The 22633-nt window shown below is 35.8% G+C and carries 20 protein-coding genes and 1 tRNA gene; 7 read left to right on the top strand and 14 right to left on the bottom strand.

Annotated features, from left to right (window positions below):
* The first annotated feature begins 131 nt into the window (after positions 1–131).
* Positions 132–1178, top strand: coding sequence for a LacI family DNA-binding transcriptional regulator (locus A9G48_RS05990; RefSeq protein WP_034943696.1), 1047 nt, complete (start codon positions 132–134; stop codon positions 1176–1178).
* 69 nt (positions 1179–1247) lie between these two features.
* On the opposite strand, the gene truB is transcribed toward A9G48_RS05990, so the two are convergent.
* The 11 genes from truB to A9G48_RS05935 form a co-directional block, all read right to left on the bottom strand.
* The gene (gene truB / locus A9G48_RS05985) at positions 1248–2153 is read right to left on the bottom strand and encodes a tRNA pseudouridine(55) synthase TruB (protein WP_034943699.1); all 906 of its coding nucleotides are present in this window, start codon (positions 2151–2153) and stop codon (positions 1248–1250) included.
* A 63-nt stretch (positions 2154–2216) separates the two neighbouring features.
* A complete protein-coding gene (rbfA, locus tag A9G48_RS05980; protein ID WP_034943701.1) occupies positions 2217–2594 on the bottom strand; it encodes a 30S ribosome-binding factor RbfA in 378 nt (125 codons plus the stop codon).
* Positions 2595–2669: 75 nt separating this feature from the next.
* Positions 2670–5330 (bottom strand): translation initiation factor IF-2, encoded by a 2661-nt coding sequence (gene infB / locus A9G48_RS05975; protein ID WP_034943702.1) that lies wholly within the window; start codon positions 5328–5330, stop codon positions 2670–2672.
* 17 nt (positions 5331–5347) lie between these two features.
* The gene (gene nusA, locus A9G48_RS05970) at positions 5348–6823 is read right to left on the bottom strand and encodes a transcription termination factor NusA (protein ID WP_065569387.1); all 1476 of its coding nucleotides are present in this window, start codon (positions 6821–6823) and stop codon (positions 5348–5350) included.
* A gap of 17 nt (positions 6824–6840) precedes the next feature.
* On the bottom strand, positions 6841–7302 hold the full coding sequence (gene rimP, locus A9G48_RS05965) for a ribosome maturation factor RimP (RefSeq protein WP_034944727.1): 462 nt from the start codon (positions 7300–7302) through the stop codon (positions 6841–6843).
* A gap of 190 nt (positions 7303–7492) precedes the next feature.
* Positions 7493–7569, bottom strand: a tRNA-Met gene (locus A9G48_RS05960).
* Between the two features lie 218 nt (positions 7570–7787).
* Positions 7788–8594 (bottom strand): tryptophan synthase subunit alpha, encoded by an 807-nt coding sequence (gene trpA, locus A9G48_RS05955; RefSeq protein WP_034943708.1) that lies wholly within the window; start codon positions 8592–8594, stop codon positions 7788–7790.
* Positions 8591–9784, bottom strand: a complete 1194-nt coding sequence (trpB, locus tag A9G48_RS05950; RefSeq protein ID WP_034943712.1) for a tryptophan synthase subunit beta — start codon at positions 9782–9784, stop codon at positions 8591–8593. Before trpB ends, trpA begins: the two co-directional genes overlap by 4 nt.
* Before the next feature lie 26 nt (positions 9785–9810).
* Entirely contained in the window at positions 9811–11193 is a 1383-nt protein-coding gene (trpCF, locus tag A9G48_RS05945; protein WP_065575946.1) for a bifunctional indole-3-glycerol-phosphate synthase TrpC/phosphoribosylanthranilate isomerase TrpF, read from the bottom strand.
* A 15-nt stretch (positions 11194–11208) separates the two neighbouring features.
* Entirely contained in the window at positions 11209–12840 is a 1632-nt protein-coding gene (trpD, locus tag A9G48_RS05940; RefSeq protein WP_034943718.1) for a bifunctional anthranilate synthase glutamate amidotransferase component TrpG/anthranilate phosphoribosyltransferase TrpD, read from the bottom strand.
* Complete coding sequence (locus A9G48_RS05935; protein WP_034943721.1) at positions 12840–14402, bottom strand: anthranilate synthase component 1; 1563 nt, start codon at positions 14400–14402, stop codon at positions 12840–12842. Before A9G48_RS05935 ends, trpD begins: the two co-directional genes overlap by 1 nt.
* Positions 14403–14785: 383 nt before the next feature.
* Between A9G48_RS05935 and A9G48_RS05930 the strand changes: the two genes are divergently transcribed.
* The gene (locus A9G48_RS05930; protein WP_034943724.1) at positions 14786–15694 is read left to right on the top strand and encodes an SPFH domain-containing protein; all 909 of its coding nucleotides are present in this window, start codon (positions 14786–14788) and stop codon (positions 15692–15694) included.
* Positions 15695–15802: 108 nt separating this feature from the next.
* Positions 15803–16264: an NfeD family protein gene (locus tag A9G48_RS05925; protein ID WP_202807409.1), complete on the top strand. Its 462-nt coding sequence runs from the start codon at positions 15803–15805 to the stop codon at positions 16262–16264.
* Positions 16265–16568: 304 nt separating this feature from the next.
* On the opposite strand, the gene A9G48_RS05920 is transcribed toward A9G48_RS05925, so the two are convergent.
* The 3 genes from A9G48_RS05920 to dapD all read right to left on the bottom strand — a co-directional run bounded on the left by A9G48_RS05920 (position 16569) and on the right by dapD (position 20626).
* A complete protein-coding gene (locus A9G48_RS05920) occupies positions 16569–18716 on the bottom strand; it encodes a carbon starvation CstA family protein (protein WP_141670382.1) in 2148 nt (715 codons plus the stop codon).
* 491 nt (positions 18717–19207) lie between these two features.
* Positions 19208–19699: a YajQ family cyclic di-GMP-binding protein gene (locus tag A9G48_RS05915; RefSeq protein ID WP_034943734.1), complete on the bottom strand. Its 492-nt coding sequence runs from the start codon at positions 19697–19699 to the stop codon at positions 19208–19210.
* A gap of 102 nt (positions 19700–19801) precedes the next feature.
* Entirely contained in the window at positions 19802–20626 is an 825-nt protein-coding gene (gene dapD, locus A9G48_RS05910; RefSeq protein ID WP_034943736.1) for a 2,3,4,5-tetrahydropyridine-2,6-dicarboxylate N-succinyltransferase, read from the bottom strand.
* Between the two features lie 226 nt (positions 20627–20852).
* On the opposite strand from dapD, the gene A9G48_RS05905 reads away from it, so the two are divergent.
* Genes A9G48_RS05905 through A9G48_RS05890 form a run of 4 tightly spaced genes read left to right on the top strand, consistent with a single transcriptional unit; the run spans position 20853 to position 22623 of the window.
* A complete protein-coding gene (locus tag A9G48_RS05905) occupies positions 20853–21329 on the top strand; it encodes a hypothetical protein (RefSeq protein ID WP_034943739.1) in 477 nt (158 codons plus the stop codon).
* Positions 21287–21886: a prepilin peptidase-dependent protein gene (locus A9G48_RS05900; protein ID WP_141670706.1), complete on the top strand. Its 600-nt coding sequence runs from the start codon at positions 21287–21289 to the stop codon at positions 21884–21886. The genes A9G48_RS05905 and A9G48_RS05900 overlap by 43 nt, the downstream gene beginning before the upstream one ends.
* On the top strand, positions 21870–22307 hold the full coding sequence (locus A9G48_RS05895; RefSeq protein ID WP_034943747.1) for a DUF2509 family protein: 438 nt from the start codon (positions 21870–21872) through the stop codon (positions 22305–22307). The genes A9G48_RS05900 and A9G48_RS05895 overlap by 17 nt, the downstream gene beginning before the upstream one ends.
* Positions 22300–22623 (top strand): type IV pilus modification PilV family protein, encoded by a 324-nt coding sequence (locus A9G48_RS05890; protein ID WP_051825032.1) that lies wholly within the window; start codon positions 22300–22302, stop codon positions 22621–22623. The genes A9G48_RS05895 and A9G48_RS05890 overlap by 8 nt, the downstream gene beginning before the upstream one ends.
* The last annotated feature ends 10 nt before the right edge of the window (positions 22624–22633 follow it).

The raw sequence follows: 22633 nt of genomic DNA, 5'->3' as shown, positions 1-22633 counted from the left end.
GTCAAAGATAGCGTAAAAAAGCTGTTTCACTATTTTGGAATATAGATCGATAAAATGAATTTTGGTCAATTACAAATTATGTAATCGTCGTTAAAGTAATAAGCCAAATTAATTGAACTATTTTTGTCATCATGGTAAAAACAACGTTATCCACTATTGCTAAAAAAGCTAATTTATCAATTGCTTCTGTTTCAAGAGTATTAAATACACCCAATTTAACTTCACCACAGACTCAATCAAAAGTTTATCAAGCTATACAAGAGTTACATGTTGATACTTTCAATAATTTTAAACCATATCAAGCTGGACCTGAAACTAAGAAAATTTTAATTATTGATAATCAGCTTTTTTCAAAAAGTTTAATTAACTTAGGTTTAGAACAAGCTTTGAAAAAAGAAGAATATGTCTTTTTTTATTTACGTTTTCCTTATTCTGATAACCATGATATTCATTATTTAATTCGATATGTGACCCAAAATATCTTTGACGGTATTGTGATAATTAATGACGCCCCTTATTTAGAAATACTCAGATATTATAAAAACACATTACCTCCTATAATTTTAGTTAATCATTATTCAATTGATTTTACGTGTATTTATTTTGATCACCTAATGATTGCTTATCAGTTAACTCAATATCTAGTTTGTAATTCACATTCAAAGATCGCTGTTTTATTAAATGATCATGATAAAATTAGTTCAAGTTTGTTTTTAGAAGGCTATAAACAAGCTTTGTTACGAGCAAACATCATTGTTGATCCTAACTACATCATTGAAAATTGTTTTAGCTTTGATCATGGTCGAACTGCAACTAAAAGATTATTTAAGAGCAACAAACCGCCTTCTGCCATTATTTGCGCTGATAATATCAGTTTAAATTACTTAGATGAAAACTATTATAATCAACAAAATTTTTATTCGTCTTATAGCGCAGTGTTGGGCGTTTTGCATCAAGCAAATGAAATCCTATCTAATACAGACAATCCATTGACTTTAACTTATATTAGCCATTCAAAAGATCGACATTATAATGAATTAGATAAATTGAGCAGAATCTATAAGCCTTTATATAAAATGGGGCAAAAAGCAGCAATATTAATTAATGAGATAATTCAAAAAAACGATCCATTAATAAAAAATAATTATCTTATTGAAGCTGAACCAATTTTCTATTAAATAGAATATAGCTAATAGAAAATAATGCTCGCTCCAATAATTATTACTATATTTTAAACTTAAATTTGTTTAAACCACCGTTGAAACTAGGCGTTTAGGTGATAATTGGTCACCCACTAGTATACCTGCACCAATAAACTGATCCCCTTGATATATTCTGACTAGGGTTTCAGTTGGCATGGTATTTTCAAGCGTTATAGTTCGTCCTAATAAAATATTTTTACCTTGTTGTTCGGTAAGTATAACTTTAGAGTATTCATTTAATGGGCTATCACAAGGTAATAATACTTTATCCCGTTCAAGCATCACTTGTAATGCATTTAAAGTGATCATATTTTCTATTGGATAATTAGAAACTTGCAAACGTCTTAAATAAATCACATGTGCACCACAACCCAGCAACTCGCCTAAATCATCAATAATAGTTCGAATGTAGGTTCCTTTAGAGCAGTGTATTTCTAACGTTAATTCACTATTATTGGCGTTAAAATCAATAAATCGATTTTCGTAAATGGTAATAGGTCTTGCTTCACGTTCAATAACAATACCTTGGCGAGCATATTCGTAAAGTGGTTTTCCTTGATATTTTAGTGCCGAAAACATGGTTGGCACTTGTAAAATATCACCGCAAAAATGTGTTAAAGCTTGTCTGATTTGTGATTCAGTCACTTTAACGGGTTTGGTACATATAATTTGCCCATCGGCATCAGATGTATCGGTTCGTTCACCAAGTTTGGCAATCACACGGTAACGTTTATCCGAATCCAATAAATACTGCGAGAATTTGGTCGCCTCGCCAAAACAGATAGGGAGCATCCCAGTAGCTAATGGATCAAGTGCGCCTGTGTGCCCTACTTTTTTAGCATTAAATAACCATTTCACTTTTTGCAATGCATCGTTGGATGTCATGCCTTGCGGTTTGTCTAGTAACAAAACGCCGTTAATGTCACGGCGAATTTTTTTTATATTCATCATCTTTTTATACTGAAAAACATAGCGTTCTGAAGCTTTTTGACAAAATCAGGGCTATTTTTAATCTTAATCTTTATGACGTTCGTTATCTTGTTTGATAACATCTGCTACCAAATTAGACATTTGCATACCTTTAATTAGCGATTCATCATAAAAGAATTTGATTTCGGGAATGATTCGTAAACGCATCGCTTTACCAATTAAAGTTCTAATATAACCTTTAGCATCATTAAGTACTGCTAAACCTTGTTCAATCACTTGTGGATCATCATCATTTAAAAAAGTGACAAACACTTTGGCATACGAAAGATCGCGCGAGATATCAACACCCGAAACTGTGACCATACCGAGCCGAGGATCTTTAATTTCACGTTGTAAGATAATTGCAATTTCTTTTTGCAATTCATGTCCAACTCTAGATGAACGATTAAATGCTTTTGCCATATCTATGTTCCTTAAAATATGAATAAGCAAGGGTTAAACCTTGCTTATAAACTTATTACATGAAATTCGTAATGGCTAAATTGTACGTTTGATTTCGATAGTTTCAAATACTTCAATTGCATCCCCAACACGAACATCATTGTAGTTACGCACACCAATACCACACTCCATACCGTTACGAACTTCGTTAACATCATCTTTAAAGCGACGTAATGATTCAAGTTCGCCTTCATAGATAACCACATTATCACGTAGAACACGAATTGGGTTATGACGTTTAACCACACCTTCAGTAACCATACAACCAGCAATTGCGCCAAATTTAGGTGATTTAAAGACATCACGTACTTCAGCAAGACCAATTATTTCTTGTTTGTATTCTGGTGCCAGCATACCACTCATAGCTTGTTTAACTTCATCAATTAAGTCATAAATAACAGAATAATAACGAAGATCAAGGTTCTCTGTTTCAACTACTTTGCGGGCCGAAGCATCAGCACGTACGTTAAAACCTAAAATAATGGCATTTGATGCTGCCGCAAGCGATGCATCAGTTTCGGTAATGCCGCCTACTCCTGAACCAATAATTTTAACCTTAACTTCATCAGTTGACAGTTTAAATAATGAGTCAGAAATCGCTTCAACTGAACCTTGAACATCTGCTTTTAAGACAATATTAAGTTCAGAAACGTCACCTTCTGTCATATTAGTAAACATGTTTTCAAGTTTCGCTTTTTGTTGACGAGCTAGTTTTACATCACGGAATTTACCTTGGCGATAAAGGGCAACCTCGCGTGCTTTCTTCTCATCACGCACAACAGTGGCTTCGTCACCTGCTGATGGCACACCAGACAAACCGAGGATTTCAACCGGTATTGATGGTCCCGCTTCTGTCACTTCTTTTCCAAGTTCATTACGCATTGCCCGAATTCGACCATATTCAAATCCACAAAGAACGATGTCACCTTTACGTAACGTACCTGATTGCACTAACACTGTCGCAACTGAGCCACGTCCTTTATCAAGGAATGATTCAATAACCACACCACTTGCCATTCCAGTTTCGTATGCGGTAAGTTCAAGCACTTCTGCTTGTAATAAAATTGCTTCAAGTAGTTGATCAATACCCGTTCCCGATTTTGCTGAAACATGAACAAACTGCGTATCGCCCCCCCAATCTTCTGACATCACGCCATATTGAGCAAGTTCGCCTTTAACGCGCTCTGGATCTGCTTCTGGTTTGTCAATTTTATTTACCGCAACTACCATCGGCACATTTGCCGCTTTAGCATGTTGAATCGCTTCAATGGTTTGTGGCATCACACCATCATCAGCGGCGACAACAAGGACTACAATGTCCGTTGCTTTAGCACCACGAGCACGCATTGAGGTAAATGCCGCATGCCCCGGAGTATCTAAAAAGGTAATTTCACCACTTGCCGTTTTAACATGATAAGCACCAATGTGCTGAGTAATACCGCCTGCTTCGCCTGAAGCTACTTTTGCTTTACGAATATAGTCAAGCAATGAGGTTTTACCATGGTCTACGTGCCCCATAATAGTAACTACAGGCGCACGAGAGACTTTTTCAGCCCCAGTATCACGATCACTCATCAGTGATTCTTCTAGTTCATTTTCACGACGAAGTACCACTTTATGCCCCATTTCTTCGGCAACAAGTTGTGCTGTTTCCTGATCGATAACTTGGTTGATCGTTGCCATCGCCCCCATCTTCATCATGGTTTTGATTACTTCTGATCCTTTTACAGCCATTTTATTTGCTAATTCGGCAACAGTAATAGTTTCGCCAATAACAACATCACGGTTAACTGCTTGAGCTGGTTTGTTAAAGCCCTGCTGCAACGCACTTTTTCCTTTCTTTTTATGATTACCACGGGTTGCCGCACGCGCTTCTTCCCGTTCTGCTTTTCCTTCAGATAGCTTACTGTTTTTTTTCTGTTTGGTTTGTTTGGCATTGCGACCACGACCGCGCGCACCTTCAACTTCACGATCAGTATCATCTTCTGCAGCTCTGGCATATTTCGATGTTGTAACATGATAATCATCATCATCATTGTTATTATCGATTTCAACTGCATCACTGTATTTTTCAGCTAATTTACGCGCCTCTTCGGCCATACGTTTAGCCTCTTCTTCAAGTTTACGACGATTTTCTTCTTCGGCTTTACGTTTAATTTCATTAGCTTCTGCTTCTAAGCGTGCTTTCTCTTCTTGCGCTTTTTTCACTTTTGGATCTGTCTTTTGCTCCTGAACCGCTTTAACGGCTTGTTTAGCTTTATCTTCTTGGGCTCTTTTTTTTGCCTCATCTTCACGCTTTTTGGCTTCCTGAGCGGCTAATTTCTCTTTTTCTTCTGCCTCTTGGCGTGCTTTCAATTCAGCTTCTTGTTTCGCTTTTTGTTCAGCTTCTAAACGTGCTTTTTCAAGTTCAGCAGGATCTTGTTTAACAATAGTCCGTTTTTTTCGGACTTCAACTTTAATCTCTTTACTTTTGCCACCCCCGCTTGACACATTCAATGTTGAGTGCGTTTTGCGTTGTAATGTTAATTTTGTCGGGCCTTGCTGAGGATTTAAATGCGCAAGCAAAGCTTCTTTCTCCTTTTGAGTAACAGTATCAGATGCGGTTTTCTTAATACCAGCATCGGCAAACTGTTGCAAAAGTGTTTGCACTGGAGTGTTGATTTCTTGAGCCAGTGTTTCTATTGATACTTTGGTCATGTATTGCTTTCCCTCAATTATTCATTTGCAAACCAACAAATATTACGTGCAGCCATAATAAAATCGCCAGCTTGTTTACTTGTTAAACTGTCTATCCCCACTAGATCATCAGTACCTTGTTCAGCTAAATCTTCCAAAGTAATTACATCATGTTGTGCTAATTGATAGGCTAACTCTTGTGTCATTCCTGGTAGATTTAATAAATCTTGGGCTGGTCGTTTATCGCCACTATTTGCTAATGCTATTGTTGTTAACGCATCTTTAGCTCGATTTCTTAACGCTTCAACCAAATCTTCATCAAGATCTTCAATTTCAAGCAACTCATCAACAGGCACATAAGCAAGCTCTTCTAAAGAAGTAAAGCCTTCTTCAACCAATAACTTTGCTAATTCCTCATCAATATCAAGATGCTTCATTAGATTATTGATTGCAGCAAAAGACTCTGCATGATGTTTTTCTTGCAAGTCTTCGGTGCTCATAACATTTAAAGTCCAACCTGTAAGCTGAGATGCTAAACGGATATTTTGTCCATTTCTACCAATCGCTTGCGGTAAGGTTTCAGCATTAACCGCTACATCCATGGTATGTTTGTCTTCATCAACAACAATGGAAACAACATCTGCTGGCGCCATGGCATTAATAACGTATTGTGCTGGGTTATCGTCCCATAAAACTATATCGATGCGCTCGCCACCAAACTCATTGGATACGGCTTGAACACGTGCACCACGCATTCCCACACAAGCACCAACGGGATCAATACGGCGGTCATTACTGCTTACCGCAATTTTAGCACGCGAACCAGGATCGCGAGCTACACCCTTAATGTCAATCGTCTCTTCGCCAATTTCAGGCACTTCAATACGAAATAGCTCTTCCATCATTTCAGGGTTTGAACGACTGAGGCAAAGTTGCGCAGGTTTATTATCTTGTTCAATAAGATATAAAATGCCTCGAACACGATCACCGATGCGAAAGTTTTCACGTGGTAACATATCATGGCGTGACATCATTGCATCAGCATTATTGCCTAAATCAAGAATCACACTATCACGATTCGTTTTTTTGACGATTCCTGTCACAATATCGCCGAGACGATTTCTAAACATGTCAATCACCATGGCACGCTCCGCTTCGCGGACTTTTTGCACGATCACTTGTTTTGCGGTTTGCGTAGTAATACGATCAAAGGCAACAGATTCAATTTGTTCTTGAACATAATCACCAATTTTTACGTTTGAATCTTCGTATTGTGCAGCATCTATTGTCATTTCTTTGGTTGGTTGGGTTACTTCATTAACAACTAACCAACGTCGGAACGTATCGTAATCACCTGTTTTATGGTCTATTTTTACGATAACGTCAATATCAACAGCGTGTTTCTTTTTAGTGGCCGTTGCTAATGCCGTTTCTAGTGCTTCGAAAATTTTGTCGCGCGTAAGCGCTTTTTCGTTTGATACAGCTTCAACAACAGCTAAAATTTCTTTATTCATCCTTTTACATCCGTACTCTATTTAAGGTTAAAATTAGGTACAATATTTGCTTTTTGTACATTACTAAAAGCAAACACTTCATCATTATCATCGACAGTTAATGTAACCATTTCACCGTCGATAGACTTAATTCGTCCTTTCCATTTTCGACGGTTAGCAACAGGAATACGTAGACTCACTGTGACTTCTTCGCCGATAAAACGCTGGTAATGTTCAAGCGTAAATAACGGCCTGTCCATTCCTGGCGATGAAACTTCAAGATTGTAAGCATCTTTGATAGGGTCTTCAACATCAAGAACTGCACTGATTTGTCGGCTAACATCAGCACAATCATCAACCGTTATACCATTTTCACTATCGATATAGACTCGTAGTATAGGGTAACGACCACGACTATATTCAACCCCGACTAATTCAAAACCAAGTGCATTAACTGGTTCTTGGATAATGCCGGTTAATTGTTGTTCTATATTAGCCAAACAAACCTCCACTGCAGAAAATAAAAAAGGGCATAAAGCCCAACATTTTTTAAACTTACGTTTAAATGATAACACGAAAAAAAACCTCGACATGCGAGGCTTACATTTAAATACTAACTATAATGAAGCCACTTGTTTCGAACTTTCATAAATAAAAAAGGGTAGATTGGTTTATGAATGAAAATTTAAGTGGTTGCGGGGGCTGGATTTGAACCAACGACCTTCGGGTTATGAGCCCGACGAGCTACCAAGCTGCTCCACCCCGCGATAGATGAATGAGAATTATACGGCATTTTAAATAAAATGCAACCGCAAATCACACTGGTTTTATAAGTAAACTTAAAGTTATTAAAAATATGTTACACATCAATTTTAATATACATACCACTTAACTTAAGCATAACTGTTTAACTCATATTGGCACAATAATTTCATTTTCAAGTCTATTATTGTGCCCACTATTTAGTACTATAAAGTAATATAAATTACTTGCTAGTTGCCTGTTTCATTGATTGAACAAATTTGGCTAATTGGCTAAGCATTTGTTCGGGATTGTCGAGGTTTTTCTCAATAATTTTTACTGTTGCCGATCCGCTAATTGCCCCAACTGCACCGGATTTAATCGCTTCGCTAACTTGAGTTGGTTCTGAAATACCAAACCCTTGTAACGCAGGTGGAGCGCCAAACTCAATTAATTTCTTTATCAGATGGGTAAGCGGTTTGTTAGCTCGATTTTCAGCACCAGTAACACCTGCTCGTGATACCAAATAAGTATAACCTTTACCTTGCTTAGCAATACTTTGAATGACTTTATCATCAGCATTAGGTGGGCAAATAAAAATTGGCGCTATATTGTATTTTTTTGCGGCCACTGTAAATTCTTGTGCATATTGAGCTGGCAAATCAGCAATCAATACTGAATCAACTCCCGCTTTGGCACACTTGGCATAAAATTCGTCGATACCATTTTTGAAAACTAAATTAGCATAAATAAGTAATCCTATTGGAATATTGGTGTATTGTGCTCTGACATTGGTTAAAATTTCAAAACACTTTTCAACTGTTATTCCTGCTTTAAATGCCCGAATATTGGCATTTTGAATAGTTGGACCATCGGCCATCGGATCTGAAAATGGGATCCCAAGCTCTAGTGCATCAGCGCCAGATTCAATTAAAGTTTGAATGATTTTAAATGACAGTTCTGGCGTTGGGTCACCGACTGGAACAAAAGGAACAAAAGCGCCTCGTTTTTCGGCTGTTAATGTTGCAAACAGTTTTTGATAACGGCTCATTCGATTTCTCCTTTTGCTTTTAAAATATCATAAACGGTAAAGATATCTTTATCGCCACGCCCTGACAGGTTAACTATTAGTAGCTGTTCTTTAGTTGGATTTTCTTTTATCATTTTCATAGCATAAGCTAATGCATGCGATGATTCTAACGCAGGAATAATACCTTCATGTCGTGATAACGCTTTAAATGCATCAAGCGCTTCATCATCAGTAATTGACACATAATCAGCTCGACCAATACTATCTAAATACGCATGCTGTGGACCAACTGATGGAAAATCTAACCCTGCCGATATTGAATAAGATTCTTCAATTTGTCCTTCTTCCGTTTGCATCATCGGCGATTTCATACCGAAATAGATGCCAAGCTTACCATGTTTTAGCGAAGCTCCATGTTTGCCACTTTCAATCCCATGACCTCCTGGCTCTACACCAATTAATTTGACGGATTTATCATCAATAAAATTAGCAAACATACCAATTGCGTTTGAACCACCACCAACACATGCAATTACTGCATCAGGCAAACGTCCTTCTTTTTCAAGGATTTGTTGTTTAGCTTCACGGCTGATCATCTGTTGAAATTCACGTACAATTGTTGGAAAAGGATGCGGACCAGCTGCAGTACCTAACATATAATGCGCTTTCTCATAACTGCCAGACCAATCGCGTAATGCCTCGTTACACGCATCTTTTAATGTTGCTGAACCCGTTTCAACTGGGATGACTGTTGCGCCCATCAGTCGCATTCTAAATACGTTAGGTGCTTGGCGTTTAACATCTTTGGCGCCCATGTAAATTCGGCATTTTAAGCCAAGTAGTGCGCAGGCTAAAGCTGAAGCAACTCCATGTTGCCCTGCACCTGTTTCGGCTATAATTTCAGTTTTACCCATTCTTTTAGCAAGCAATGCTTGTCCTAAAACTTGGTTAGTTTTGTGCGCACCACCATGCACTAAATCTTCTCGTTTTAAGTAAAGCTTGGTTTTGGTGCCTGCCGTTAGATTTTTACATAAAGTTAATGCTGTTGGTCTACCAGCATAGTTAACTAATAAGTCGTTAAACTCTTTCTGAAAGTTTGGATCGTTGACTGCAGAGATAAAAGCATCTTCAAGTTGTTCAAGCACTGGCATTAATATTTGAGGAACATATTGCCCACCAAATTCGCCAAAGTAAGGATTTAACTTAGACATAACTATTCCTTTTTTTTAAATAAAAATTAAATTTGTTCAAATACAGCTTGGATTTTTTGTTTATCTTTAATTCCTGGGGATATTTCAACACCAGAGTTTAGATCAACACCTATCACTCCTGTTGCTAAAGCTGACTTTATATTTTTTGAGTTAATTCCCCCAGCTAAAATGACATTATTTAAATTGTGATTAGAGAGCATTGTCCAATCAAAACATTTACCTGTACCACCACCGCCGTTATCAAACAGATAACGTGAGATTAAGGGATTATTATGTTTAGGGATGGTGCTACCAATACTTAATGCTTTCCAAATTTGGCAAGTTCTGGGTAATTCTTGTCGCAACGTTTCGATATAGTTTTCATCTTCATTTCCATGAAGTTGGACAGCATACAAGGATAACTGTTTTGTTATTTGAACTACTGTTTCGATCTCTTCATTTCGAAATACACCAACCCAATTAAGTGGTGCTGCAGCAATAACTGTTCGAGCCCTAATTGGCTGTATATAACGCGCTGAATTTGTAACAAAAATCAAACCACCATAGACTGCACCAGCTTGATAAGCACTAACAGCATCTTCGGTTCGAGTTAAGCCACAGACTTTATTTTCGCCTAACATCACCTTACGAATTGCCAAAGTTAAATTTGGTTCAGACATTAACGCACTGCCAATTAAGAATCCATCTGCAAAACAACTGAGTTCTTTAACCTGATTGTGAGTATAAATACCTGATTCACTAATAATAATGCGATCGTTAGGAATTGATTTGGCTAAGACTTTTACCCGATTTAGATCAACCGTTAGATCCCTTAAGTTACGATTATTAATACCGATTACTTTCGCCCCCAGTTGGATGGCTCTTTCAACTTCGTTTTCAGTACTAGCTTCTGTCAATATACCCATATTGAGCTTATGAGCAATGTTACTTAGATGACGATATTCATCATCCGTTAATACAGATAGCATTAATAGTACTGCGTCTGCTTGATAATAACGCGCTAAATAGATCTGATATTCATCAATAATAAAGTCCTTACAAAGTACTGGTTGTGTGACTTGATTACGAACTGTAGGTAAAAATTCAAAGCTACCTTGAAAATATTTTTCATCAGTTAATACTGAAACTACTGAAGCATAATCTTTATAAACTTTAGCAATAGAGGCTGGATCAAAATCATCCCGAATCAATCCTTTTGATGGCGACGCTTTTTTACACTCTAAAATAAAAACCGTTTTAGGTTGATTTAACGCTTGATAAAAATTGCGATCACTAGGGAATATCGCTGATTTAAAGGTATTAATTGGCTTTACTGCTAACTGCTCAGTTAACCATGTTTGTTTATCTTCAATGATTTTTTTCAATACTGTTGCCATTTCAACATTTTTTTCTAATGCTGCAATTGCCATATTATTCTCCACTTATTATCTTGCTGCTAGTTGTTGTAATAATGCATAAGGTTTACCACTTTGCATCATTTCAATTGCCCGTTGTGCATTTTGTTTTAAATTTGACTCGCCAAATAAGCTCATTAACATCGCAACATTAGCGGCAATTGCTGATTGGTGTGCTGGTTTTCCGTAACCTTGTAAAATGGCAATTAACATATCACGATTCTGCTCAGGTGTACCCCCTTCAATATCTTTTAAGGTAAATGTTGGCAAGCCAAAATCGTCAGGTTTAAGCGTAAAATAACGAATTTCACCATCTTTAACTTCAGCAACGTCAGTTTTACCATGAATAGCAACTTCGTCCATTCCTGCACCATGCACCACATAAGCATGTTTATAATTAAGCATTTTTAATGTTTCAGCAATCGGTTGGATCAAATCTGGATGATACACGCCTAATAAAATACGTTTAGGACGAGATGGATTAATCAATGGCCCTAACACATTAAAAATGGTCCGAGTTTTTAATTGTTGGCGTATTGGTGCTGCATGGCGAAAACCTGAATGATATTGCTGGGCAAATAAAAAGCACACGCCAAGTTCATCTAATGCCTTGCGAGATGTTTGTGCTGACATATTTAATTTAATGCCTAAGGCAGAAAGCACATCAGAAGAGCCCGATTTACTTGATACACCACGATTACCATGTTTAGCCACTTTATAACCTAATGCTGCAGCCACAAAAGCACTAGCTGTTGAAATGTTAATGCTATTGGTGCCATCACCCCCAGTACCAACAATATCAGTAAAATCATAATCTGGAGAATCAAAAAGATCGGCATTCTCAAGCAATGCTAAAGCTGCCCCTGCTATTTCATCCGGTTTTTCACCGCGAACTTTCATACTAATTATTGCGGTAGCCAATACAGTTGGTTCAATCTTACCTTGGATAATTAAACTAAATAGTATTTTACTTTCTTCTTGTGTAAGAGCTTGCCCTAAATATAATTTATTAACAATAGGTTGAATATTGTACTCTTGCTTATCAACAATAGCCTCCTGTTTTGGCTTATCTTGTTTTTGAGGAGGATTTAGTGCCCATTTAATAGTTTGTTCTAATAATTCTACACCTTGAATAGTTAATATTGATTCTGGATGAAATTGAAAACCGCAAACCCGATCCTCATCATTACGAACTGCCATGACAATATTATTGCAAAGCGCATTGATGGTTAGTGTTTTTGGAATATTTTCACCTTTTAAAGAGTGATAACGAGCGACCGGTAGCGGATTCGGTAATCCTTTAAACATCGCTTGCTCGTCATGCTCAATTAAAGATGCCTTACCATGCAAAATATCGCCAGCCGGCACAATACTGCCACCATAAGATTCAACAATCGCTTGATGACCAAGGCAGATACCAATAATAGGCAATTTACCTTTTAAACGTTTTAACAGTTCTGGCATACATCCAGCGTCACTTGGTGCTCCTGGACCTGGTGATAACATTAAAATAGGGTTTTGCATTTGTGACAGTTTTTCAATAATTATATTTGCTGGAATAGTATTTCGATAAATTGTCACACAATGCTGACTATTACGTAATTGATCAACTAAGTTATATGTAAAAGAATCAATATTATCAATAAATAAGATATTAGCCATTAGAATACACCTTCTACATTATGCGCCGCCATGATAGCTCGAATTACTGCACGTGCTTTATTACGTGATTCATCAGATTCTGATTGTGGCTTTGAATCTAGCACCACACCACTACCCGCTTGTACTGTCGCTATGCCATCTTCGACATAGGCACTACGAATCACAATACAGGTATCAAGATCGCCATTCGCAGTAAAATAGCCAACAGCACCACCATAGCTACCACGTTTAACTTTTTCTGATTCAGCAATTAATTGCATCGCACGAACTTTGGGGGCTCCTGTTAATGTTCCCATATTCATAGTGGCTTGATAAGCATGGAGCGCATCTAAATCACTTCGTAACTGCCCAACCACACGTGAAACTAAATGCATCACAAAAGAGTAACGATCCACTTTTAACAAATCTTTGGTATAACGGGTACCAGGTTTACAAATACGTGCTAAATCATTTCGCACTAAATCAACTAACATTAAATGTTCAGCTAGTTCTTTTTTATCGGTACGCATTTCAAGCTCTAACCTACTATCTAAATCAAAATCCACTTCACCATTTGTTGTTAATCCACGTGGACGAGTACCGGCAATTGGGTAGATTTCAACTTGATTAGTTGCTTTTGTATACTTAAGTGCACTTTCAGGCGAGGCGCCAAATAATACAAAATCACTATCTTGCATATAAAACATGTAAGGACTTGGATTATTGGTTTTTAATACCTGATAAGCCGATAATGGCTCAGGGCAAGGCAATTTAAAACGCCGTGAAGGTACTACTTGAAAAATCTCCCCCTGCTCAATTGCATCTTGCATTTTTTTGATAACTGTATTGAAATCATCATCACTTTTATTACATGTCACATCAATATTAGCAAGGGACTGAGTATGAATGGCTTTCATTGGGCTATTTAATGTTGCTTGTAAATTAGCTAACCGTTGTGTTAAGCGCTCAGTTTCTTTTGAATCAGAAGTAAAAATCGTCGTTTTTAAAATAGATTTATAATCTTTATGATTTATTTCTAATATTGTTTCAGCTAAATAAAAACAGAAATCTTCACAACGCTGCTCAGTAGGTAAATTAGGTAAGTTTTCAAACCCAGCTACAAGATCGTAACAAAATAGCCCACCAACAAAAATCGCATCTTGACCACATTGTTCAGGGGTATCTACTATAGTCAATAGTGTGCGTAATGCATCAAAAACTGATAGTGACTTTAATCTTGAATCTTCATCTTGCATACTATCAATAGAAGGAAATACCAATTTAAGTGTTTGTTCATCGAGTTGTACATTATCTAACTTGTCAGTAAAAGCCTGTTGTAATAAAGGTAATAGCTTTTCACCATTTGTAGTCAATGCTTTAAAAGTCACTTCATTATTTATTGCCGAAATACGTAATGCACTATCGACAATCATGACACTTTTAATTCCTTGCTTATTATCAATTTCGGCTGATTCTAGTAACAACGTTGCCGGTTTATTATCACACAATTGATAAAACACTTGAGTTGGATCTTGATAATAACCTATCGTCTTGGTTATCTGAGTTAATATTGGCTTATTCATTGTTTGCTCTCTACATTTAAATTTTTATTTAGACTGATTCGTTTAACATCCAGAAACTAAAAAACCCGCATAAAGCGGGTTTTGTAAAAAAACAATATATCATCACATCACCCACAAAAAGTAATGCACCACCAACCAAAACTAGTGAATTGACGAGTAATAAAATGTAAATATTGTGCTATCATCATTTTTATCGGTTTAAAATAAATTATGTACTATTAAACTAGTTCAATAGCACATTGTCAAGAAATTATTTATTCTTAAAAATAAACTTGAAAATGGACGTGAACAAGCCTTTTCATTTATAACTAGCAAAAAAATTCAATAACCTATAAAATGATTAGCTCATTTTTATTATAAAAAATTATAAGGATTTTTGAACTATGCCAGTATTTTATATAGTCATCGGCGTTATCGTTTTACTTGCGTTAACTACTGTTTTAAAGGCCATAACAATTGTTCCTCAAGGATACCAATATACTATTGAACGTTTTGGTAAATATACCCATACACTTGAACCCGGTTTAAATATCATTATTCCATTTATGGATGGTGTTGGTCGTAAAATTAATATGATGGAGCAAGTACTCGATATTCCATCACAAGAAGTCATTTCAAAAGATAATGCTAATGTGCAAATTGATGCGGTTTGCTTTATTCAAGTACAAGAAGCAGCTAGAGCTGCATACCAAGTCAATCAATTAGAGCGTGCAGTAATTAATTTAATGATGACTAATATTCGTACTGTTTTAGGTAGCATGGAATTAGATGAAATGTTATCACAACGTGATCATATTAACTCTAAGTTACTAAGTATTGTTGATGATGCAACTAGCCCATGGGGAATCAAAATTACCCGTATCGAAATTCGAGATGTTCGCCCACCTGCTGAATTGATTGCAGCGATGAACGCGCAAATGAAAGCAGAACGTAATAAACGTGCTGAAATTCTTGAAGCAGAAGGTGTTCGCCAAGCAGCGATTTTACGCTCTGAAGGTGAAAAACAATCTGAAATTTTAAAAGCAGAAGGTGAAAGACAATCTGCCTTTTTACAAGCCGAAGCGCGTGAGCGTGCAGCCGAAGCCGAAGCAAGAGCAACTCAAATGGTATCCGATGCTATTGCTGCAGGTAATATTAATGCAATTAATTACTTTGTTGCCCAAAAATATACTGAAGCGTTACAACAAATTGGCTCATCTGATAACAGTAAAGTTATTATGATGCCACTTGATGCCTCAAGTTTAATGGGTAGCATTGGCGGTATTGCTGAATTAATAAAAAATACGAAATAAAAAATCAATTTTTATACTTAAACATAGTGTTTTCTTAAAACTTTTTGACAAAATCTATAAACGCTATGTTTAAGGTTTTTACTGAATAAATTTTAAAGGTAATTGATAATGAATGATTTTTTTATGGTTTTTTATAATTCACCTCATTGGGTATTTATTGCTTTAGGCGGCATTTTGCTGATTATAGAATTGCTGGGTACCGGCGGATACGGGCTTTGGAGTGGGATCGCAGCCATTATTGTTGGTTTAATTGCTTGGATTTTACCTCTTTCTTGGCCACTTTTGTGGATCTTATTTGCAATTCTAACGCTTGTATCAGCTTACCTTTGGTGGGTTTGGCTCAAAAAGCAAGGAAAAGATAAATCAAGCAAAGGCGAAATCAATCAGCCACAACAAGATTTAATTGGTATTAAAACTATTGTTACTGATGCTATTGTCAATGGTTCAGGACGAGTAAAAATCAAAGATGGAACATGGTCTGCAAGATGTGATAAAGATTTAAAAGTTGGCCAATCAGTAATAATTATTGCTGTAGATGGAATAATGTTAAGCGTTGAACCAATAGTATAATAAAGAAATGTTATTTATTTAATTCGACAAAAAGTGCGCCTTATTTTATTAAATCTAAATTGTGCAATATTAAAAAAATCATTAAGTTTTATAAAAAATAATTTGTTATTTTAATGTTCTTATTATCGTTGGATAAATAATTTATAGTAATATAAGCTGGCTAATGATAAATGATGCCATTAGACTGCTGAGCTCAATTGAAGCATGACATCTTAAAAAATACAATTTAGCTATTTTATTGAAAAAAATAAAATCAAAAATTCATTACAATAAAAGGTGCTTATAAGCACCTTTTAAGTATTCACTAATGTGACATTGACGTCTTTACGCCACCTTCAGGAATGGGTACATAAGCAGTTTCTTTATCGGTTCTTTGTTTATTATTACGTACTTTCAGTGCTGTTTTAATACCAAAAAAGATAATACTGTAAACAACCAATAAGAATAAAATACTTAAACCGGCATTGGTATAATTATTAATAACAATGTGATGCATATTATCGATCTGATGTGGCGTTAAATTACTACCTTGCGTAATGCGACGATTATATTCCTTCGCTAAATAGAAGAACCCTTCTAGTTTTGGATCCTGACTGAATAACTTCAAAGCAAGAGCCCAAGTGGTACAAATTAACAACCAGATAGCAGGAATAATAGTTACCCAAATATATTGCGCACGTTTCATTTTAATTAATACAACGGTTGCTAAAACTAATGCAACTGCAGCTAACATTTGATTAGAAATCCCAAATAGTGGCCACAAGCTTTTAACACCACCTAATGGATCAACAACGCCTTGATAGAGTAAATATCCCCATAAGCCTACACAACCTAACGTACCAATAAAACCTGCAATAAGCGAGTCTGTTTTTTTCAAAAATGGAACAAAATTACCTAATAAATCTTGTAGCATAAAGCGTCCAGAACGAGTACCTGCATCAAGTGCGGTTAAAATAAATAGCGCTTCAAACAAAATACCAAAATGGTACCAAAAGCCCATATTTGCGCCTGGGATAATTTGGTGGAATACATAAGCAATACCCACAGCTAAAGTCGGGGCTCCGCCAGCACGATTAAGTACTGATGGTTCACCAATATCTTTTGCCGTTTGCAAAATATCTTCAGGAGAGATAACAAATCCCCAAGAACTTACAGTAGCGGCAGCATGTGCCGTCACGTTTTTTAATTGCTCCATGATCATCGGTGCATCATCTGTACCTAGCTTATGAAGATCGGGCATAGTGATACCTAAAGCAGAAGGAGGAGTATTCATTGCAAAATAAAGTCCCGGTTCAATAATTGATGCTGCAACTAGAGCCATCATTGCTACGAAAGATTCCATTAACATTGCTCCATAACCAATAAAACGCGCATCAGTTTCATTAGCTAGCAATTTTGGTGTCGTACCTGAAGAGATTAATGCATGGAAACCTGAAACCGCACCACAAGCAATAGTAATAAATAAAAATGGGAATAATGAACCTTTCCAAACTGGTCCACTACCATCAATATATTTGGTGATATCAGGCATTTTTAAGTCAGGATTTAAAATCACAATACCAATAGCTAAACCAACAATCACACCAATCTTTAAGAATGTTGCTAAATAATCACGTGGTGCCAAAATTAGCCATACAGGTAACATTGCAGACACTAGAGCATAACCTATTAATGCATAAGTGATAGTAGTTGCTTTAAATGTTAATGCCGGTCCCCAGTAAGGATCATGCGCTATAACACCACCAAACCAAATAGATAAAATAAGCAATACAATACCAATAATAGACACTTCACCTACACGACCTGGTCTTAGGAATCTCATATAGATTCCCATAAATAAAGCGATTGGAACAGTTGAACAAACAGTAAATACTCCCCATGGACTTTCAGCCAGTGCTTTAACAACAATAAGCGCTAATACTGCCAATATGATTAGCATAATTAAGAAACAACCAAATAATGCAATGGTACCGGGAATAGATCCCATTTCTTCTTTAATCATTTCCCCTAAGGAAGAGCCATTTCGGCGAGATGATAAAAACAACACCATAAAGTCTTGTACCGCACCTGCAAAAACAACACCAGCAAGTAACCAAAGTGTGCCGGGTAAATAACCGACTTGTGCCGCTAGTACCGGACCAACTAATGGACCTGCACCAGCAATTGCGGCAAAATGGTGTCCAAATAATACATATTTATTTGTTGGAACATAATTTAAACCATCATTATTAATGACCGCTGGTGTTGCACGAGTTGGATCTAACCGCATGACGCTTTTGGCAATATACATACTGTAATATCGATAGGCAACAAGGTAGATCGAAACTGAAGCAGCAACAATCCAAAGGGCACTAACATGCTCACCTCGCCGTAATGCAACGACAGCTAAACAACATGCACCAATAAAGGCTAGAACGATCCATGGAATATGCTTAAAAGCTTTATTATTCATAATGATTCTCTTTGTTATTTTTAGGATTTGTTAACATTATAATAACCATTAAATTAAAATAATAAAAATCAAAATGGTAAGCTACAGTCAATAACTGTAAATTTTTTCATAAAAAAAGACACTAAGTAATACCTTCCACTTTTTTTCAATGTAAATAATTATCAGAAAACATAGCGTCTATACCTAATATAGGTTCTGAATTGCACGAGTATTAACAAACAGCTCCATATCATATTTTTATCATGGTTAACATTTATGATCGTTAAGTGAAGATATAGGTTAATAACATAATGCTTTCATTATTAAAAATCTCGTTATTTACAACAGTAGTTATCAACAATTAAATTCTTTTAGCATATAAAACAACACAATTTTATTGCTATAAAATTATTATAATGGAATGACACTATCCTAAAACTAGTTTTCGGTTTGCATGATGGATTTTGAAAGGAAAATCGCCGATGAATATCGGCAAATTATTATTGAAAAAATTAGTCTCTAAAGTTAGTAAATTGAAACGGCTGTCCTAATTCACCATTTTTAACTAACGCTATAACGGCTTGCAAATCATCACGAGATTTACCCGTTACACGAACCTGCTCACCTTGGACTTGTGCTTGAACTTTAAGCTTACTGTCTTTGATCAGTTTGACAATTTTCTTAGCCAACTCTTTATCAATACCCTGCTTAAGTTTAACTGTAACGCTATAAAATTTACCGCTATGTTCCATTTCTTCAGGAATTTCAAGCGCGCCTCCATCAATACCACGTTTAGCCAGCTTATCACGTAGAATATCAAGTAATTGCTGTACTTGGAAATCAGATTGGCTTGTTACTTTAATTGTTTCATTTTTTTCATTTAATTCAAACGATGCTTCAACGTTTTTAAAATCCCAGCGAGTAGCTAACTCTCGAGTGGCATTTTCAACACCATTTTTAACTTCAGGCATTTGAATTTCTGAAACAATATCAAAAGAAGGCATAAATTCTCCTCTTCTAATGGTTATAAATCTAAATTATCTAATTAATAAATAGAATAATTGCCGCCTAACAATAATTAGGCGACTTTAAAATATAAGTGTGAATTAGTCGATAGTACGAAGCAATTCATTAATACCTACTTTACCTAATGTTTTAGCATCCACTTTTTTCACAATAACCGCACAATAAAGACTATATTTACCATCTTTCGTTGGCAAGTTACCAGAAACAACCACAGAACCTGCTGGTACACGTCCATAATAAACTTCACCTGTAGCACGGTCATAAATTTTGGTACTTTGACCAATAAATACACCCATTGAAATCACACTGCCTTCTTCGACAATTACGCCTTCAACAATTTCACTACGTGCACCGATAAAACAGTTGTCTTCAATAATGGTTGGATTTGCTTGAAGTGGTTCTAAGACACCACCAATACCTACACCACCTGATAAATGCACATTTTTACCAATTTGTGCACAAGAACCAACAGTTACCCATGTATCTACCATCGTACCTTCATCGACATAAGCACCAATATTGACATAAGATGGCATCAATACAGTATTCCGAGCAACATAGGCACCTTTACGAGCAATAGCTGATGGAACAACACGGAAACCTTCTTGTTGGAATCTTGCTGCATCATATTCAGCAAATTTTAATGGCACTTTGTCATAATAATTAGTCGGACCGCCATCAATCAGTTGGTTTTCGTTAATACGGAAAGAGAGCAAAACAGCTTTTTTTAACCATTGATGAGTTACCCAATCACCATTGATTTTTTCAGCGACACGCATCTTACCGCTATCTAATAAATCAATAGATTGATTAATTGCATCACGGGTTACTGTATCGACATTGGAAGGTGTAATTTCAGCGCGGCGTTCAAATGCTGCTTCAATAATAGTTTGTAGTTGTTGCATCTCAAGTTTCCTTTAACTTATAAGCCCATTAGGTAATATAAATAGATCCACAGTATAATATAATAATCAGTACTTTTTAAGTGCGTTTATCATATCCCCACTATTTTACTTGAAAAAAAACAAAAATATCTGTGAAACGAAGCCCAACTTTATCTTCTAAAAATAACATTAATCAACTAGCAGTTACAATAACAGCTATATCATCATTTTTAATAAAGAAAAATTTATGCAAAATTCGGGATTTTCATTATTAGAGCTTTTAGTGATTATTTGCATAAGTGCCATTATGATTTCAATCGGTATATCTCATTGGAAAACGTTACATCTTCGTAATGAACTAATGACAACAACAAAACAGCTAGCCTATTTTTTAAATGAAGCTCAGTTTAAAGCTTATACCAATAATAAAACCTACAACATTTATCTTTTTTTATCCCCTTGGTGTTTATCAATTAGTGAAGGAGAACGCCCAACTACTTGTAATCAAGGAGAGTTTCAATTTATCAAACCAAACAACTCAGTTACAATCAGTGGGTTAACAGATAAAAAAACGCTTGCATTTTGGGGACGTCGAAATATGGCACAAACCGCATCATTTCAACTTAAAAATGAAACTGGCGAAACAAAAGTGTTAATCTCCTTTCGTGGGCGTGTTCGTTTTTGCCACCAAAAAAGCTATTTATCTGGTTTACCGCCATGCTAAAAACATCAGGTTTCTCGCTTCTTGAAATGTTAATAAGTGTTATGTTATCGAGTTTAATTATCATTGGCAGCGCATCTTTTTATTCTCAGCTACAAATAAACAGCCAGAAATATTATCAAATGATGCATTTACAACAAACCATTAATCACGCTTTGTCTGGATTATCTAAAGACATAAAACGCGCAGGCTTTATTGCTAACCATCCTACTTCAACAAAAGTAAAGGCTATAGAAATAAATCAACAACAAAATTGCATCATAATCCGATACGATAGCAAAAGTCGCCATGAATGGGTTTATGACTCTATTCACCTCAATAATTCAGATATATTTACCTTTCGATACTATAAAAATAATCTTGAATACAAAACAGGGGCAATTGATTGCCAAGGCACTAACTGGCAAAGGATATTCGATCCTGCTGAAATTAGAATCACTAAATTTTTGATTAAACAACAAACACACACTATCAAAATATTTTTAGCTGCTGAATTAAAAAAACATGAACAAATTAAGTATGAAATAACTAAAATTATCAAAAATGAAAATTCAAATTAAACAAAAAAATATTTCTATCTTGGGATTGAGCGCAATTGCCATGGTAATAATTTTAATGATAATTGGTTTAACTTTATTAACTGGTTTGGACTTCTTGGCGAACTCATGGAAAAAATCAACCATAATAGAACAACATTATTATCAGCAATATAATCAAGCAAGCTCTTCACTCAATTGGGCTGTAACACAAGATTGGCAACCGCCTTCTAATCATTGGCAATGTAAAACCGAGCCAATATTGCACTTAAGAGTATGTATCAAATTATCACTATTAAAAATAGACAATTACACATTAATCCGAGGTGAAGCCGATGATTTTTCTCTTTATATGCTAGCACATTATGATAATCACAAATTACTTGTCGAAAAAGGCCATTGGCTAGATTATTGCCCTGAAAAAAGGAATAGCGATTGTGAATAACCAAAAGGATGCAGGATTGAGCTTAATTGAAATCATGATAGCGTCATTACTTTTTGCCATTGTTTTGCTTGGTCTTACAAAATATCAGCAAATAATGTTAAAAAAATACCACTTTTTTACAAACAGATTACAAGCAGCACAAATTGCTTTTCAGCTGCTTGATAGTTACCCCCAAACAGCTGATTATTTAGTCCCTTCTGATTGGCAATATAATATCAAAATCACCCCATATAATAACCAATGTAAACTTATTATTGTAAAGATAACCACACCTTATAAGAAACAAACGCAACAGCAACGTTTAATTTGTAATTAATATACTTATT

Source organism: Gilliamella sp. wkB18 (assembly GCF_001690875.1).
Classification (GTDB): domain Bacteria; phylum Pseudomonadota; class Gammaproteobacteria; order Enterobacterales; family Orbaceae; genus Gilliamella; species Gilliamella apicola_A.
Note: the sequence above shows the minus strand (reverse complement) of the source record. Positions and strands in the feature narration are given on the sequence as shown.

Bases quoted from the DNA above. Each gene is read 5' to 3' on its own strand.
- nusA (WP_065569387.1), bottom strand. From the start codon at position 6,823: ATGAATAAAGAAATTTTAGCTGTTGTTGAAGCTGTATCAAACGAAAAA.
- trpD (WP_034943718.1), bottom strand. From the start codon at position 12,840: ATGGCTAATATCTTATTTATTGATAATATTGATTCTTTTACATATAAC.
- trpCF (WP_065575946.1), bottom strand. From the start codon at position 11,193: ATGGCAATTGCAGCATTAGAAAAAAATGTTGAAATGGCAACAGTATTG.
- A9G48_RS05895 (WP_034943747.1), top strand. From the start codon at position 21,870: ATGAAAATTCAAATTAAACAAAAAAATATTTCTATCTTGGGATTGAGC.
- A9G48_RS05905 (WP_034943739.1), top strand. From the start codon at position 20,853: ATGCAAAATTCGGGATTTTCATTATTAGAGCTTTTAGTGATTATTTGC.
- A9G48_RS05930 (WP_034943724.1), top strand. From the start codon at position 14,786: ATGCCAGTATTTTATATAGTCATCGGCGTTATCGTTTTACTTGCGTTA.
- rbfA (WP_034943701.1), bottom strand. From the start codon at position 2,594: ATGGCAAAAGCATTTAATCGTTCATCTAGAGTTGGACATGAATTGCAA.
- infB (WP_034943702.1), bottom strand. From the start codon at position 5,330: ATGACCAAAGTATCAATAGAAACACTGGCTCAAGAAATCAACACTCCA.
- trpB (WP_034943712.1), bottom strand. From the start codon at position 9,784: ATGTCTAAGTTAAATCCTTACTTTGGCGAATTTGGTGGGCAATATGTT.
- dapD (WP_034943736.1), bottom strand. From the start codon at position 20,626: ATGCAACAACTACAAACTATTATTGAAGCAGCATTTGAACGCCGCGCT.
- A9G48_RS05935 (WP_034943721.1), bottom strand. From the start codon at position 14,402: ATGAATAAGCCAATATTAACTCAGATAACCAAGACGATAGGTTATTAT.
- trpA (WP_034943708.1), bottom strand. From the start codon at position 8,594: ATGAGCCGTTATCAAAAACTGTTTGCAACATTAACAGCCGAAAAACGA.
- truB (WP_034943699.1), bottom strand. From the start codon at position 2,153: ATGATGAATATAAAAAAAATTCGCCGTGACATTAACGGCGTTTTGTTA.
- A9G48_RS05990 (WP_034943696.1), top strand. From the start codon at position 132: ATGGTAAAAACAACGTTATCCACTATTGCTAAAAAAGCTAATTTATCA.
- A9G48_RS05915 (WP_034943734.1), bottom strand. From the start codon at position 19,699: ATGCCTTCTTTTGATATTGTTTCAGAAATTCAAATGCCTGAAGTTAAA.
- A9G48_RS05920 (WP_141670382.1), bottom strand. From the start codon at position 18,716: ATGAATAATAAAGCTTTTAAGCATATTCCATGGATCGTTCTAGCCTTT.
- A9G48_RS05925 (WP_202807409.1), top strand. From the start codon at position 15,803: ATGAATGATTTTTTTATGGTTTTTTATAATTCACCTCATTGGGTATTT.